We start from the raw sequence: 15,720 nt of genomic DNA on the forward strand, positions 1-15,720 counted from the left end.
GTTGAAATCATAATTTCTAGACGCTAACTTACAACTCATAACTTTTAATTAATTTTGCAAAAATTTTGAATCGTCTCAACCAATAGGTCGATTTCCGATTCTAAAGTAAAGTAATGGACGCTAGCGCGTATACAGCTAGGATCGGCAATTGTCCGAGTTAATATTTTTTGTGAGTCTAAAAATTGTACCAACTTCAAATGAGCTGGAGGCTGATTATTTGCAAGTTGGAAGGAGACTATACCGCTTTCAGGTGGGGAAGTTCGCAAACAGTTAATATTGGGTAACGCCGTCAATTGTCGCCAGAGGTACTCACTGTTATGGCAAATTTGCTCGTAACGTTCCTGTGACGTTCCCCATTGCTGATGAATTGCGATCGCTTCCTTTAACCCAAGATACAACGGATAAGCTAATGTAGACACTTCGTATCGTCGCCCATCTGGAAGCCAATCCACAGGCTGAGATTGACTATTCACAACAATGCCATTTAAGCCAATAAACGTAGGTTTCAGGCTTTCTCGTGCTTCTGGGCGGACATACAAACCACCCGCACCCGCTGGGCCACATAACCATTTATGACCAGTGAAAGCATAAAAATCTACTCCCAATTCAGTTAAGTTTAAAGGCAATAAACCAGCAGATTGGGCAGCATCTATTAATAGTGCAGAATGATTATTTCTGCATACTTCGGCAATTTTATCAAGAGGTAAAACTTGACCAGTATTCCAGAAAACATGACTCAATATTACTAGGCGGGTATTGGGGCGCAAATGCTGGGCAATGATGGTTACAGGGTCGCCCTCATTTAAAGTCCCTTTTAGAGGACAAGTGGTAACTTCCACAGCAAATCTCCGCGAGATTTCCTGGGCTGTAGCAATTACGCCTGGATGTTCGCAGTCGGAGAGCAGTAGATGGTCGCCAGCACGCCATTCGATGCCCCACATGGCAATATTACAGCCAATTGTGACATTTTGCGTGAGAGTAATTGTTTGGCTTGGTGCATTTAACTCCAAAGCGATCGCTTCTCTTGCGGCTTGAGTCTGGGGCGCTATCCAGCGATACGCCTCATTGCCAAAGGGGCCTATTTCCTGAACATAAGCTTGAGTTTGGGCGATCGCATCCATTGCCCTTTGGGGCATGGGGCCTTGTCCCCCATAATTAAAATAAGCCTTATTCGCTAAAGCAGGAAATTGCTCTCGATGGTGATGCAGCTTGATTGGTGATGCAGAAATACTAGTCATAATTCACAAGGGATATCTGCTGTTTGCAGGCTATTGATATTCAGACGATCCCAATCACAAAGATTGAATACTGGAATTCGTAGATAAAGTAGGGATTTTAACCCTTTCTCCAGAGTGTGACACACTTACAGATAAGACACGGCTCATGTTGTTTTGTCATGTAACCTTGTAATAATGGACAAACTGTGGTTTTTTATCACTTTCTTTTAGTTGTAATTTGGGGCAAAAGCAAACGCTTGTGCTGTTTACACCAATAGCTAACTGTTGACAGTATAAAATAAACGGCAAATTAAGTGTGGACGCGATCGCCACTTCCAGATTTTATAGCGGATTTCAACTCAGTGGAATACAGTAGCAGCAGTGGCTAAAGTAATTACGAATATCATTGGATACAACAGAGTCTAATGCGATCGTAATTGCTTCATCTAAGGCATCTCTTGAGCGTGCAGCCACAGAACGTAGAAATTCCTTAACTTTTGACCAACAGTTTTCAATTGGATTGAAATCAGGAGAGTAAGGCGATAGATAAACTTAAATAAAAAACAGCCGCCTCCACAAGGGAAGCAGCCGTTTTAGCTTCTGTAACTACGTATTAGTAATCGAAGTCGCCGCCACCAGCGCCAGCGCCAGCAGGAGCGCTATCTTTAGGCTCAGGCTTGTCAACTATAATACATTCGGTTGTCAACACCATACCAGCGATAGAAGCAGCGTTTTGCAGAGCAGAACGAGTTACCTTAGCAGGGTCAACAATACCAGCAGCTAACAAATCGACGAATTCGTTTGTTGCAGCGTTGTAGCCAACACTAAATTCTTTCTCTTTCACGCGTTCAGCGATTACAGCACCATTCTGACCAGCGTTTTCAGCAATCCGCTTCAGAGGTGCGGGTAAGGCGCGAACGACAATCAAAGCACCAATCAACTCTTCATCTTTAAGATTGCTCTTTGCCCAAGTTTCCAAGTCGGGAGCAAGATGAGCCAGAGTTGTACCACCGCCAGGAACAATACCTTCTTCCACAGCAGCTTTGGTGGCGTTAATAGCGTCTTCTAGGCGCAACTTCTTGTCTTTCATTTCGGTTTCGGTCGCTGCACCCACTTTCACTACAGCGACACCACCAGAGAGTTTAGCAAGACGCTCTTGCAGTTTTTCTTTGTCGTAAGAAGATTCGGTTTCTTCGATTTGACGACGAATCTGTTCGACACGAGCCTTAACAGGAACTTCGTTACCTTCGGCAACAATTGTAGTGCTGTCCTTGGTGATGGTGATCCGGCGAGCTTTACCCAGGCTATCCAGCTTGGTGTTATCTAGCTTCAAACCAGCATCTTCGGTAACTAGTTGACCACCAGTTAAAACGGCGATATCTTCTAGTAGTGCTTTGCGGCGATCGCCAAAACCAGGAGCCTTAACAGCAGCCACGTTCAGTACACCGCGCAAACGGTTTACTACCAAGGTTGCTAAAGCTTCTTTTTCAATATCTTCGGCGATAATCACCAAAGGACGACCAGCACGAGCTACTTGCTCTAACACTGGTACAAGGTCTTGTACCAAAGCGATTTTCTTATCGGTCAACAGTAGGAAAGGTTCATCAAAAACCGCTTCCATCCGTTCAGCATCGGTTGCAAAATAGGGAGAGATGTAGCCTTTGTCAAAGCGCATCCCTTCAGTGATTTCCAATTCGGTGAACATAGATTTCCCTTCTTCTAGGGAAATTACGCCTTCTTTGCCCACCTTGTCCATTGCTTGGGCAATCATCTGACCAACTTCTTCGTCATTACCAGCCGAGATCGCACCAACTTGGGCAATGGCTTTGGAATCTTCCACTGGACGGGCGTGTTCTTTGATTTTGTCTACGAGGAAGGCAGTAGCTTTGTCAATACCACGCTTGAGGGAAATTGCATTAGCACCAGCTGCAACGTTCCGCAAGCCTTCTTTGACGATCGCATGAGCTAAAACGGTAGCAGTTGTAGTGCCATCGCCCGCAGCATCATTGGTCTTAGAAGCAGCTTGACGAATCAGAGCTACGCCAGTATTTTCAATATGGTCTTCTAATTCGATTTCTTTAGCGATCGTTACACCGTCATTGACGATTTGCGGTGCGCCAAATTTCTTTTCTAGGACTACGTTACGACCTTTGGGGCCAAGGGTAACAGCTACAGCCTCAGCCAGGATGTCAATGCCTCGCTCTAGAGCGCGACGGGCGTTTTCGTTGTAGATAATGCGCTTTGCCATAGGTGTCTAAATTTTGCGAGTAAGTCAATTTTTTCTTGAATTGGGCATTGGGCATTGGGCATCGAGCATTGGGCATCGGGCATTGTCTTTATTTTTGACATTTCCTATTCCCTATTCCCTATTCCCCATTCCCCACTAAATAACAACTGCTAAAATATCTTTTTCAGAAAGCAGTACGTATTCTTCAGTGCCGAGCTTGATGTCAGTGCCAGCGTACTTAGAGTACAGCACCTTATCGCCAACTTTAATTTCCAATTCCTGACGGTTTCCGTCGTCATTACGCTTGCCAGGGCCAAGAGCCACTACTTCCCCTACTTGGGGCTTTTCCTTGGCGGTATCGGGCAAATATAGACCACCTGCGGTCTTTTCCTCAGAGGCGTTCACTTTTACGAAAACGCGATCGCCTAAAGGTTTAACTGTAGAAACGCTTAAAGATAAAGCTGCCATAATTATTTTTCCCAGTTTAGCACTCTCAACTCCTGAGTGCTAATTTACCGAAAAGTGGCGTCCAATGGCAAGAATCTCTTGAGTACGGGTTCCCGAACTAGAGGGTCATAGATATACTTAAGTATAAATGCTTAATTATTTCTACCTTTCAGGTTTTGTTCTGTAAGTTACGAAGAGAGTAGGGAGTGGAGAGTTAGGAGTTATAAAAATTCTTCCCCATTCCCCATTCCCTACTCCCTACTCCCCTTCTGACTCAACTTTATTTGCAAAGCTTGCAAATTGTTATAAAACTGTAATCAGGGAGCCGCTCGATGAGTAACAATACAGTGACAGCGATCCAGTCCAGCCATCAAATTCCTGAAACTACTAAGTCTCTAGAACATAAGACCCTGAGTAATTGTGTAGAAAATTTAGGAATTGCAAAAATTCAGCGACATATTTTTATTTGCGCTGACCAGGCAATTGCTGCTCAAAACGAGCTAGTCTGGAATTCTGGAATTACTTGAAAAAGCGACTTAAAGATTTAAAATTTAATGAACTGCACTAAAGTAATTCTATTTGCGTCTATAAAATTAAAGCCAACTGCTTGCGTGTTTCTTGTTCTAGACCCATAATGGTGATTTATCCTGATGGTGTCTGGTATCGCCAAGCAAACCCGGAAGTTACCCTGCGGATCGTCCGAGAATACTGAATAGGCAATAAAGTGGTAGAAGAATATGCGTTTTCAATCCATTTTTTGCCAGAAACTTCCCTAGTTTCTTGTGAACACCTCATAGAGGCTTAACAACCATAGGATATGGTATAGCAGTAAGCTTTAAGAAAGTGCGGGTTGGTTTTGAGGTAGGGTCATCTTTAAGCCAATACTTAACTAGTTAAGTCAGAAGGATTATTATTTTATCAGTGTTTTTTTAGCCCGCCCCTTTCAAAGCGATATATAATAGCGCATTATAGATACTACTGCTATACGTATCCTTGCTGGACTTTTGCTATCGAGCTAGTAGTCTCTTGAAAGTGCTCGGCATTTTTGAGACTTGAGACAGCAAAGGCAAGTTAGGTAGGCAAAAGGACAACATCTCACATAACCCACCATAGAGGATAAATATTCAAGACCTTGATGGACCGAAGCGCGACAAGTGCCACTGCTATGAAAGAGCCCAGCATGAAAGATCACAAACGACTTCTATTGATTGATGATGACCCTAACCTCATCTTGCTGGTGAAGGATTACTTAGAATTCCGGGGATATGAAGTCATCACCGCTGAAAATGGACGCGAAGCTCTGGAAATTTTAGAGCAAGATGTTCCAGACATGATTATCTGCGATGTGATGATGCCGGAAATGGACGGATATACTTTTGTGGAACAAGTCCGGCAAAACGAACGCACCAGCTGGATTCCAGTTCTTTTCCTTTCAGCAAAAGGGCAAAGTGCAGACCGAGTTAAAGGTCTGAACAAAGGTGCTGATGTTTATATGGTCAAGCCTTTTGAACCAGAAGAACTCGTAGCCCAAGTTGAGTCCTCACTGAAACAAACTATCCGTTGGAAAGAACACCAAGCAAAAGGAGGCGAAAACGGTTCCCGTATCCAAGTTCCCTTTGATGTGCAGTTAACCCCAACCGAACTGAAAGTAGTCCAGTTTGTAGCTAGGGGTTTAGCTAACCGAGAAATTGCTGAAGAACTTAACGTTAGTCAGCGTACAGTTGAAAGCCATGTGTCCAATATGTTGGGCAAAACCAATCTCCACAACCGCACTGAACTAGCGCGGTGGGCGATTGAAAATCAAATGGCTTAAACAAAGTTAAGAGTTAAAAGTTATGAGTTATGAGTTATGAATTTTTTAACTTCTAACTCTTAACTCCTAACTCCTAACTAAATCTACCGCCATCTTTTTCAGGGCTAACAGCATTTGCCCGATCAATTTGCACTACTACGACAGCTCTAATTCCGGCTTGTTCTGTACCAACAACGGGATTGAGATCGCACAAAACTACATCTTTCCGTGTGATATCTACCACTGAATTTCTCCACGCGCCAAACGTTCTTCATAATCTTCTAAAATTCAGCACTTTGTGGTGTGCGCGGGAACGGAATTACATCACGAATATTTCCCATACCCGTTATAAATTGCACGAGTCGTTCAAAACCCAACCCAAAACCGGCGTGTGGAACAGTACCATAACGACGCAAATCAAGATACCACCACAAGTCTTCTGGGTTTAATCCCTGCGCTAACACACGGCGTTCTAGAACTTCTAGGCGTTCTTCGCGCTGGGAACCACCGACAATTTCGCCAATTTTCGGTGCGAGAATATCCATTGCGCGGACGGTTTTTTCATCGTCGTTCAAGCGCATATAAAAAGCTTTGATTTGCGCTGGATAATCTGTAACGATCGCAGGCTTTTTAAATAATTGTTCAGCTAGATACCGTTCGTGTTCTGATTGTAAATCTAAACCCCAACTCACTGGATATTCAAATTTAACATCAGCTTTTTCTAAAAGTTTGATGGCTTCTGTATAAGTTAACCGTTCAAACTGATTATTAATCATATTTTCGGCTGTTGCCAACACAGATTTATCAATGCGTTCATTGAAAAATTCCATATCTTCTGGGCAAGTTTCCAACACATATTTAAAAATGTGTTTGAGAAATGCCTCAGCTAAATCCATATCACCTTCTAAGTTACAAAAAGCCATTTCTGGCTCAACCATCCAAAATTCTGCTAAGTGGCGCGACGTGTTGGAATTTTCTGCACGGAAGGTAGGGCCAAAGGTGTAGACGTTACTAAACGCCATCGCCATAACTTCCGCTTCCAACTGGCCGCTAACTGTTAAATATGTAGGTTTAGCAAAAAAATCTTGGTTGTAATCTACTGCTTGGTTTTCTGTGCGGGGAATATTCTTTAAATCCAAACTGGTAACGCTAAACAGTTCACCCGCGCCTTCGCAATCGCTAGCAGTGATGATGGGTGTATGTACCCACAAAAAGCCTCTTTGTTGGAAAAATTGGTGAATCGCTGTCGAACAAGCATTTCTGACGCGGAAAACAGCACCAAAAGAATTGGTACGCGATCGCAAATGTCCAATGGTTCGCAGAAACTCAAAGGAATGGCGTTTCTTTTGTAGGGGATAGGTATCGGGATCAGCTTCACCGTAGACTTTCACCGTCTCGGTTTTCAACTCAATTCGCTGTCCTTTACCAAGAGAAGCTACTAGTACCCCTGTCACCTCGACAGCAGCACCCGTATTCAATTTTTTCAATATAGCTTCGTAATCTGGCAAATCTTGATTAATGACGACTTGCAAATTAGCTAGTGATGAGCCGTCATTGACTTCAATAAAAGCAAACCCTTTAGACTCGCGCTTAGTCCGCACCCAGCCTTGCACTAGGAGAGACTCATCAGGTTGACCACTTCGCAATATTTCTGCAATCCGTCGATTTACCATATTTTACAACTTGTATTTTATCAACGTAAGGAGTACAGATATTAAAGAATGTTACAGTTAACCCAATCCAAAATCTAAGTTGCGCTTCCAGCGCACCAAAGGTGCGACCTAAAATCCAAAATTGGAATTATCCAGCATAAGACTTTAATATCCAGCCTATGATAACGCCCATTCCACCAAAGCGGACGACTTGCCAGAAAGGTTTTTTGAGGCTACGCCAAGAAAATAACTGGCTTTCTAAGTTTAGTTCTAGCATTTCCAACTGCCGTTGAATTTGCCGTAACTCTGCTTTGATTTCTGGTGTCTGAGATTTATTGTGCTTTAGTCGATCGCGGCGCTGTTGCGATTGTGCCTGTTGTTGGCGATCGCGTTGCACTTGATCGTAACGTTCTCTTAAGGACAAGAGCGATCGCTCTACTTCCTCTAATTCTTGTTCAAAATCTGGTTCGGGATTTTCTGCTGACGGCTGTGATTGTTTTGGCGGCTTCATGTACAAGTAGTAAACTAAGATCAATATGAGCCAAACGTTAAAAGTCAAGAGTCACTGGTTATTAAGCAAATGACAAATGACAAATGACAAATGACAAATGACAAATGACAAAAATTATGTCTCAATCTACTCAGCTGCCTAAAACCAGTCAACTGAATGAACTTAGTACTCTGGAACTAGCTCAAGCTCTCATGGAAAGACTAAGCATTTCCCCTAACGATTGGCATCGCCTCAAGTCTAACCGCAATTCCCGCGCTAATGAGCAAGTAGCAGCAGCAATTGTGTATCTTTTAAAGAATCAGCCAGAAGAAGCTCAAGCTAGATTAGAACAAGCAGTTGGTTGGTTAGATCGCTCTATTTCTGCCCCTCCCTGTCCGACTCACGGGAAGTAGGGAATGGGGAATGGGGAGTAGGGAATAGGGAATAGTTAGTAAAAAACAACTAATCAATAACTTTCCCCACTCCACTCTTATCGTCGCAGAGATAATCCCCGGCGATTTTCCATTTGTTTACAAAGCCTCAATTCTGTGCCTTTGCGGTTCCACTCTACCTGATCAAAAATTTGATGTAGAAGACATAAACCACGACCATTTTCTGACTCATCTGGTGGAAGATAGTCTGTTGGTTCTTCATTACTAGTAGATGAAGGAGTAAAGCCACTACCCTGGTCTGATATTATCCACCAATAGTGATTATCTATTACGGAAAAACGAACTACAACTGTTTTACTCGGATCGAGATTGTTACCATGTTTGGCTGCGTTGACTAGGGCTTCTTGAAGTCCCAGCCGCAGTTCTGCTTGTAATCTTGCTGGAATTTCTGCCAACAATAAGTCTAATATGGGACAAAGGTAGAGGGTTGAGGCAAAACTAATAGTGCCCCAATAACGTCCAACTGGACGGAGTGAAATAGTAATCACAAGAGAAACCCCATAGCTTTCAGTTAGCTAGACATCAGTTTGGTGTCACAGGCACCCTGATAAAAATTGAGGTGGTCATGCTGCCTTCAAACTTGCGTCTTTAAAACTAAATTTTGAAAATGCTAGGGAGCATTGGCTTTATTGTATGAATTAGAACTGTTTAGGTATATATCGGCTGAAATAATTTTGATAATGAACTCAGCAAATTAAGAATATGCTGTTAATTTTAGAGAGTATTGGCATACTCTAGTTAGTTGCCGATTTATAATTCACACAATCTTCTTCATGTTTTTAAGAACCCATGCAACTTGAATTTATTTAAACAAAATGAATTTTTATTTTTGGCTTAATTCAATTTTAGCATCTTTAGTATGCACTAGACTACAATTTTCAAATTTCAGTTTTTTTGAAGGAATTACTACCCTTGTCAAAATGTGATAGCACAAGAAAGGTGGCAGTTTCAACATGAGCAGTTTGAGGAAAAAAATCAGCAGGTTGTACCCGTGTGATGGTATATTGCCCATCTTGACAAAGCAATTTCAGGTCGCGGGCGAGGGTAGCTACTTTACAGCTGACGTAAACGATCCGAGATGGTTTCAATTGCCGTAAAGTATCTATGACTGCGCGATCGCACCCCTTACGTGGCGGATCGAGTATTACTACTTCTGGTATTGTGCCCATTTGGGGAAGCAATTTCTCTACTGCCCCGACTTGGAATGTTGCATTATCAATTCCGTTGCGGTGGGCATTCAAAATTGCTTGTTCGACTGCTGCTGGTTGCACTTCTAATCCTGTAGCAATACGCACTTTTTTGGCGAGGGGTAAAGTTAAAGTCCCAATACCACAGTAGGCATCAACTAGGAACTCATGCCCTTGAAGATTGAGTTCTGATTGAATTACCTGCAATAGTGCTTCTGCTGTTTCTGTATACACTTGGAAAAATGTATCTGGGCGCACTTGAAATTCCAGTCCAGCAAAATATTCACGCAGGTGGGGTACTCCAGCGATGCAACGGGTTTCTGATCCAAAGATAGCATTTGTGCGATCACTATTGCGATTGAGCGACACTCCCACTAACTGGGGATAGCGCTTTAACCATTCCTGGGCTTGGGTTTCAATTCCTGATAAATTCCAGTCCTTTACCACCAAAGTCAGCAATATTTCCCCTGTGTGTCGGCCAATGCGTAAACTGAGATGGCGAATTTTTCCTTGGTGGCGCTGTTCATCGTAAATTTGCCAACCTTGCTGTTGAATATCTTGTTTAACTTCGGCAAGTAAGGGATTTAATCGCACATCTTGGACTGGACATTGATTTAAGTTAATTAATTGGTGACTACCTTTTTGATAGTAACCAGCTTGTACCTGTCCTGTTGCCGATGTGGCCAGAGGATATGTAGATTTGTTACGGTAGCCGAAAGCAGAAGAGGCGGCGAGTACCGGATCTACTGGTGGTTGGACAAAACCGCCAATGCGTTCCAAAGCTTGAATAACTTGATTTTGCTTGGCTACTAGCTGGTAATCATAATTAATATGCTGCCACTGGCAACCACCGCACTTATCCGCCACAATACAACTAGGTCGGATACGGTAGGCAGATGGTGACAATAGCTGCTGGAGCTTTCCGTGGGCGTATTTTGGTTTAACATGAACCAAGCGGACAATGGCGCGATCGCCTGGGACAGTCTCTGGGACAAACACAACACGCTCATCAGCGCGTCCCACACCATCACCTGTATCACTCAGATTAGCGATCGTCACTTCAATTAATTCACCCTGTTGCCAAATTATTTTAGTCATTAGTCATTAGTCATTGGTCATTGGTCATTGGGCATGAGGCATTGGGCATGGGGCATTGGGCATGGGGCATTGGGCATGGGGCAAGAATCAATAGTTCTTTCTTCTCCCCTGCTCCCCCTGTTCCCCCCACTCTCCCCACTCCCCACTCCCTACCTCCCTACTCCCTAAACAGATAAATTCAATACATAACTAGCTCCTATCCCTTCACTTGTGTACCTCTAACTCGCTAAACTAACAGATAATATTTCAGGTGATTTCAATAATCATGACTGTAATTAGCCAAGTTATTCTCAAAGCCGACGACGAACTGCGTTATCCCAGCAGTGGCGAACTTAAAAATATCAAAGACTTTCTGCAAACTGGCGTACAAAGGACGCGGATTGCGGCTACCTTAGCCGAAAGCGAAAAAAAAATAGTTCAGGAAGCAACCAAACAACTTTGGCAGAAGCGTCCTGACTTTATCTCCCCCGGAGGTAATGCTTACGGTGAACGCCAACGCTCTTTATGTATCCGTGATTTTGGCTGGTACTTACGCCTAATTACCTATGGTGTACTTGCCGGTGATAAAGAGCCAATTGAAAAAATCGGTTTGATTGGTGTGCGGGAAATGTACAATTCATTGGGTGTTCCCGTGCCTGGAATGGTAGAAGCGATTAATTCCCTCAAAACAGCCTCCCTTAGCTTACTGAGTAGAGAAGATGCTGCCGAAGCAGCACCTTACTTTGATTACATCATTCAAGCGATGTCTTAATACAAAGTGTGTGCTGGTTCTAGGAATATACTTTCGGTCTACTAGAGTGAGTGCGAGGTATTAGCACTCGATAGGCATAAAATCCCCAATTTGATCATACCTTCCCCACATTTGGTAGTGGCTGTGGCAAAATCTCTGTCAAGTTACCAACCAGTTGTGGGGAAATTTTATGGATATGGGCATAGGGCACTTGTACTGAGTGCGTAGCGTTTCGTAGAGAAGTATTGGGTATTGGGCATTGGGCATTTATAGCGCTTCTCGTTTGGATGAAATACACTTTCAACCCCACCCCCAACCCCTCCCTGCGCGCCTATGGTGTATACACAAGTCCTAAAATCATTGCCTGGTAAGATACAAGCCTTGGTAGGCAAGGTTTTGAGTTAAGTGAACTGATTATCAATAGTGTCAGGTTATTGATAGAGTCCTAACGGAAAATCAAGGATTTTAAAAATAATTTTCCGTTGTTTTTCGTTGATTTGATTGCCAACTCGACTTGTGTATACACGGTAGCCCTGCGCGCGGTGAGGGGAGCGTTTGCGTAAGCAAATGCGGGGTGGGCTTGGGACTGTATTGCAACGAAGTGAGAACCGCTATAACAAATGACAAATGACAAATACAAAAAACCGACAGTCCTTGATTAAGGCTGTCGGCTGTTAAGTGTGTTCCCTATTAATGACTCGGCTAGAGTTCAGTTGTCATTAATTATGCCTAGTTACCGATCGCTGGGAGACGATCCTAATCATTGATATGTGTGATTCTCGTCACTTGATTGTTACATCTAAACTGTATATACCCGAATAATCTCTGAGTGGACACTAGATTCACGTAAGTAAAAGAGCTAAAAATTTCACCAAGATTAAAAAATCAAGTTATCTTTAAAGACTAAAGCATTTGGTGTGCTAATGATCTTCATCTTGTCTACCTTATTGTCGGAATAATCCTGTTGAGTGCATTTTGGGGTTTTACTACCCTTTATCCAAGAAACAAGTTTGCTTGTAAGAAAGGCTGCACAAGCATCTTCTGCCAATATTTACCAAGATGGAAATACAAGTATTTAGTTAGAGTTTAAATTAAAGAGCGATCGCGCTTCAATCTACAGGAAAGTAAAAGTGCGATCACCTTCATTGAGTAAATCACAATAGCGCGATAAGTTAGAGTAGCAGCAGAAGTGATTCACAACTGGCAAAAAACCTAGCTTGGGGTAACGATGGCAACAGATCAAAAGCACAGCAATTATTTATCAGAAGCCGAAAGCCGTTTGCGTCAACTTTCTCCTGAAAAGTTGCGAGTAGCAGTTGCAATTATTGCTTATCTACAAAAAACAGAAGAAAGTGAAGCTAATGAAAAAATATTATTAAATATTCCTGATTTTGCCGAATATTTCCGCGAAATTGAACAAAATGAAGACAAATTAGAAAATACTGCCTCAAATCAGATTGCCTCAGATGAAGAAGTGTTGCAGGCTTATTTAGCTTCTAAACAGAGATGGCAGGAGGTTTATCGTCGTCTTGCAGACTCCTAGATTTATTTCTATTTCTCAAGTCCTAGACATTCACCAAGATGAGATAAACAGCTTTGGTGGAACATCAGGTGTCAGACACAAAGGTTTGCTAGATTCAGCACTGGCACAACCTCAAGCTACTTTTGGCGGTGAACTTCTCCATCCAACAATTTACCAGCAAGCAGCAGCGTACCTCTACCATTTAACAATGAACCATCCGTTTATTGATGGCAACAAGCGCACTGCATTTGCGGTTATGGATACCTTCATAAGCTTAAATGGCTACACTCTCAACCTATCTCAAGAGCAAGCTTACAACTTGGAGATGTCTAGTAGTTCAGAAAGAAATATCCAAACAAGAATTATCTGCATTTCTGGAACTGCACTTACAGGGCAAGTAAATCGATAGAATAATGCTCTGTCCCCCCAGAGTGCATTACTTCCATGACTGCAACCTCAAAACCAGCCTTTTCCCCCCAAGAAATTGCTGCTGAAGGTATTAAACCAGAAGAATACGCAGAAATTGTCCGTCGGCTAGGCCGTCATCCCAATAAAGCTGAACTGGGAATGTTTGGCGTGATGTGGTCAGAGCATTGCTGTTATAAAAATTCTCGACCTCTACTCAAACAATTTCCTACCGATGGCCCCCGCATCCTGGTGGGGCCTGGTGAAAATGCTGGTGTTGTAGACTTGGGTGACGGACTCCAACTAGCTTTTAAGATTGAATCTCACAACCATCCCTCAGCGGTCGAACCCTTTCAAGGAGCTGCAACGGGAGTCGGAGGCATTCTCAGAGATATTTTTACAATGGGTGCGCGTCCCATTGCCCTGTTAAACTCATTACGCTTTGGTTCCTTAGAAGATCCCAAAACCCAACGACTATTTAGTGGTGTAGTAGCAGGAATCTCTCATTATGGTAACTGTGTGGGAGTACCCACCGTTGGCGGCGAAGTTTACTTTGACTCTGCTTACTCTGGAAATCCTCTAGTGAACGTTATGGCACTAGGGTTGATGGAAACGCCAGAAATCGTCAAATCTGGAGCATCTGGCTTAGGCAACCCCGTGCTGTATGTTGGTTCCACCACTGGGCGCGACGGCATGGGAGGCGCGAGTTTTGCGAGTGCAGAATTGAGCGATCAATCTATAGACGATCGCCCTGCTGTGCAAGTGGGCGATCCCTTTTTGGAAAAGTCGTTAATTGAAGCTTGTCTGGAGGCATTTAAGACGGGTACAGTTGTCGCCGCCCAAGATATGGGAGCAGCAGGGATCACCTGTTCTACCTCAGAGATGGCGGCAAAAGGCGGTGTGGGAATTGAACTAGATTTAGATAAAATTCCCGTCAGAGAAATAGGAATGGTTCCTTATGAATATCTGCTTTCGGAATCTCAAGAACGAATGCTGTTTGTTGCTCATAAAGGGCGTGAGCAAGAATTAATTGACATTTTCCATCGGTGGGGACTTCAAGCCGTTGTTGCTGGTACAGTCGTCGCTGAACCCATCGTGCGGATTCTCTTTCAGGGTGAAGTAGCAGCAGAAATTCCCGCCGAGGCTTTGGCGGAGAATACCCCACTATATAATCGGGAGTTACTGGCAGAAGCACCAGAATATGCGCGTCAAGCTTGGGAATGGACTGCTGATTCCCTACCTCCTTCTACAACTGCTGGAATCGAACTTCCAGCAGGACTGCAAAGTTGGAATGATATTCTCTTAACTTTGCTCGATACACCCACGATCGCTTCTAAAAGTTGGGTATATCGTCAGTATGACCATCAAGTACAAAATAATACAGTTATGCTACCAGGTGGTGCAGATGCAGCTGTTATCCGTTTACGCCCCCTGGAAGAGGATAGGGGGCAGGGGAGCGGGGGGGCAGAGGAGCAGAGAAGAATTCCCAATGTCCAACGCGGTGTTGCGGCCACGGTAGATTGCAATCCTCGTTATGTTTATCTTGACCCCTACGAAGGAGCTAAGGCAGTGGTGGCAGAAGCTGCACGCAATCTTAGCTGTGTGGGCGCAGAACCTCTGGCTGTGACGGATAACCTAAATTTTGGCTCTCCAGAAAAACCCATTGGTTACTGGCAATTGGCAGAAGCTTGTCGCGGTTTGGCGGAAGGTTGTCGAGAATTGGCAACACCCGTCACAGGGGGTAATGTCTCTTTGTACAACGAAACTCTTGATTCTCAAGGCATCCCACAACCCATTTATCCTACTCCTGTTGTTGGAATGGTGGGCTTGATTCCTGATATAACCAAAATTTGTGGTCAAGGTTGGCAAGCATCTGGTGATGTGATTTATCTTCTCGGATTGCCTCTGGCATCTAAAATCAGTTTGGGAGCATCTGAATATTTAGCCACTATCCACGATACTGTTGCCGGAAAACCACCACGGGTAGATTTTGACTTGGAACGCCGTGTCCAGAAAGTTTGTCGTGAAGGAATTCGTAATGGTTGGGTACGTTCAGCCCACGATTCTGCTGAGGGAGGAGTGGCGATCGCCATAGCAGAATGTTGTCTTGCTGGCAATCTTGGTGTCGAAATCAATTTAGAAATACCACCAACACAGTTAAACCGCCTCGACGAGGTGTTGTTTGCCGAAGGTGGTGCCAGAATTTTAGTTTCTGTAGCATCAGCACAACAAGAAATTTGGGAATCATATTTACAGGAACATCTGAGTCAAGAATGGCAAAAACTCGGTGTAGTTGGTAATTTTGAGACGGGTTTGGGGGTTTTCACTACTGATAACCAAACCTTAATCAAAGTTAGTATCGAAGATATGAACGATCGCTATTTCCATGCGATCGCCAGACGTATCGCCATCCACACTACTACCACCCAAGAAGTTAAGAGTTGAAAGTGAGGATTTAGGAATAAAAAGCATAACTCCTAACTCTTCCCTCTTTGACTAGC

16 protein-coding genes are annotated in these 15,720 nt (G+C 43.5%); 7 read left to right on the plus strand and 9 right to left on the minus strand.

All coding sequences use genetic code 11. The features are described from left to right. Nucleotides 1-44: 44 nt before the first annotated feature. The 4 genes from RMY63_RS23130 to groES form a co-directional block, all read right to left on the minus strand. On the minus strand, nucleotides 45-1,238 hold the full coding sequence (locus tag RMY63_RS23130) for an aminotransferase class V-fold PLP-dependent enzyme (RefSeq protein WP_322730956.1): 1,194 nt from the start codon (nucleotides 1,236-1,238) through the stop codon (nucleotides 45-47). Nucleotides 1,239-1,571: 333 nt separating this feature from the next. Beyond that, nucleotides 1,572-1,733 (minus strand): hypothetical protein, encoded by a 162-nt coding sequence (locus RMY63_RS41890; protein ID WP_416212544.1) that lies wholly within the window; start codon nucleotides 1,731-1,733, stop codon nucleotides 1,572-1,574. 97 nt (nucleotides 1,734-1,830) lie between these two features. Beyond that, a complete protein-coding gene (gene groL, locus RMY63_RS23140) occupies nucleotides 1,831-3,465 on the minus strand; it encodes a chaperonin GroEL (RefSeq protein ID WP_322730957.1) in 1,635 nt (544 codons plus the stop codon). Nucleotides 3,466-3,600: 135 nt separating this feature from the next. Then, the gene (gene groES / locus RMY63_RS23145) at nucleotides 3,601-3,912 is read right to left on the minus strand and encodes a co-chaperone GroES (RefSeq protein ID WP_100898362.1); all 312 of its coding nucleotides are present in this window, start codon (nucleotides 3,910-3,912) and stop codon (nucleotides 3,601-3,603) included. Between the two features lie 311 nt (nucleotides 3,913-4,223). On the opposite strand from groES, the gene RMY63_RS23150 reads away from it, so the two are divergent. Together RMY63_RS23150 and RMY63_RS23155 are read left to right on the plus strand one after the other, a co-directional pair. Beyond that, the gene (locus tag RMY63_RS23150; protein ID WP_322730958.1) at nucleotides 4,224-4,418 is read left to right on the plus strand and encodes a hypothetical protein; all 195 of its coding nucleotides are present in this window, start codon (nucleotides 4,224-4,226) and stop codon (nucleotides 4,416-4,418) included. 608 nt (nucleotides 4,419-5,026) lie between these two features. After that, nucleotides 5,027-5,704 carry a response regulator transcription factor gene (locus RMY63_RS23155; RefSeq protein WP_012407592.1) on the plus strand — a complete coding sequence of 226 codons (678 nt, stop codon included), beginning with the start codon at nucleotides 5,027-5,029 and terminating at the stop codon, nucleotides 5,702-5,704. Nucleotides 5,705-5,777: 73 nt separating this feature from the next. Here RMY63_RS23155 and RMY63_RS23160 read toward each other — a convergent pair whose 3' ends face one another. The 3 genes from RMY63_RS23160 to RMY63_RS23170 all read right to left on the minus strand — a co-directional run bounded on the left by RMY63_RS23160 (nucleotide 5,778) and on the right by RMY63_RS23170 (nucleotide 7,846). Next, complete coding sequence (locus tag RMY63_RS23160; protein ID WP_322730959.1) at nucleotides 5,778-5,927, minus strand: type II toxin-antitoxin system PemK/MazF family toxin; 150 nt, start codon at nucleotides 5,925-5,927, stop codon at nucleotides 5,778-5,780. A gap of 37 nt (nucleotides 5,928-5,964) precedes the next feature. After that, complete coding sequence (asnS, locus tag RMY63_RS23165) at nucleotides 5,965-7,356, minus strand: asparagine--tRNA ligase (protein WP_322730960.1); 1,392 nt, start codon at nucleotides 7,354-7,356, stop codon at nucleotides 5,965-5,967. A 127-nt stretch (nucleotides 7,357-7,483) separates the two neighbouring features. Beyond that, nucleotides 7,484-7,846 (minus strand): hypothetical protein, encoded by a 363-nt coding sequence (locus tag RMY63_RS23170; RefSeq protein ID WP_322730961.1) that lies wholly within the window; start codon nucleotides 7,844-7,846, stop codon nucleotides 7,484-7,486. Nucleotides 7,847-7,962: 116 nt separating this feature from the next. Between RMY63_RS23170 and RMY63_RS23175 the strand changes: the two genes are divergently transcribed. Next, nucleotides 7,963-8,238, plus strand: coding sequence for a DUF6439 family protein (locus RMY63_RS23175; RefSeq protein ID WP_322730999.1), 276 nt, complete (start codon nucleotides 7,963-7,965; stop codon nucleotides 8,236-8,238). Between the two features lie 77 nt (nucleotides 8,239-8,315). Here the strand turns inward: RMY63_RS23175 and RMY63_RS23180 are convergent, their stop codons facing one another. Together RMY63_RS23180 and rlmD are read right to left on the minus strand one after the other, a co-directional pair. Next, entirely contained in the window at nucleotides 8,316-8,765 is a 450-nt protein-coding gene (locus RMY63_RS23180) for an anti-sigma regulatory factor (RefSeq protein WP_322730962.1), read from the minus strand. Nucleotides 8,766-9,155: 390 nt separating this feature from the next. Beyond that, complete coding sequence (gene rlmD, locus RMY63_RS23185) at nucleotides 9,156-10,562, minus strand: 23S rRNA (uracil(1939)-C(5))-methyltransferase RlmD (protein WP_322730963.1); 1,407 nt, start codon at nucleotides 10,560-10,562, stop codon at nucleotides 9,156-9,158. Nucleotides 10,563-10,827: 265 nt separating this feature from the next. On the opposite strand from rlmD, the gene RMY63_RS23190 reads away from it, so the two are divergent. The 4 genes from RMY63_RS23190 to purL all read left to right on the plus strand — a co-directional run bounded on the left by RMY63_RS23190 (nucleotide 10,828) and on the right by purL (nucleotide 15,664). Then, nucleotides 10,828-11,313 (plus strand): allophycocyanin subunit alpha-B, encoded by a 486-nt coding sequence (locus tag RMY63_RS23190; protein ID WP_322730964.1) that lies wholly within the window; start codon nucleotides 10,828-10,830, stop codon nucleotides 11,311-11,313. 1,207 nt (nucleotides 11,314-12,520) lie between these two features. Further along, nucleotides 12,521-12,835, plus strand: coding sequence for a hypothetical protein (locus tag RMY63_RS23195; protein ID WP_322730965.1), 315 nt, complete (start codon nucleotides 12,521-12,523; stop codon nucleotides 12,833-12,835). After that, nucleotides 12,822-13,223: a type II toxin-antitoxin system death-on-curing family toxin gene (locus tag RMY63_RS23200; RefSeq protein ID WP_322730966.1), complete on the plus strand. Its 402-nt coding sequence runs from the start codon at nucleotides 12,822-12,824 to the stop codon at nucleotides 13,221-13,223. Before RMY63_RS23195 ends, RMY63_RS23200 begins: the two co-directional genes overlap by 14 nt. 35 nt (nucleotides 13,224-13,258) lie before the next feature. Further along, the gene (purL, locus tag RMY63_RS23205; RefSeq protein ID WP_322730967.1) at nucleotides 13,259-15,664 is read left to right on the plus strand and encodes a phosphoribosylformylglycinamidine synthase subunit PurL; all 2,406 of its coding nucleotides are present in this window, start codon (nucleotides 13,259-13,261) and stop codon (nucleotides 15,662-15,664) included. Nucleotides 15,665-15,720: the final 56 nt, after the last annotated feature.

The sequence above is a fragment of the Nostoc sp. ChiQUE01b genome (assembly GCF_034531255.1).
GTDB lineage: Bacteria > Cyanobacteriota > Cyanobacteriia > Cyanobacteriales > Nostocaceae > Nostoc.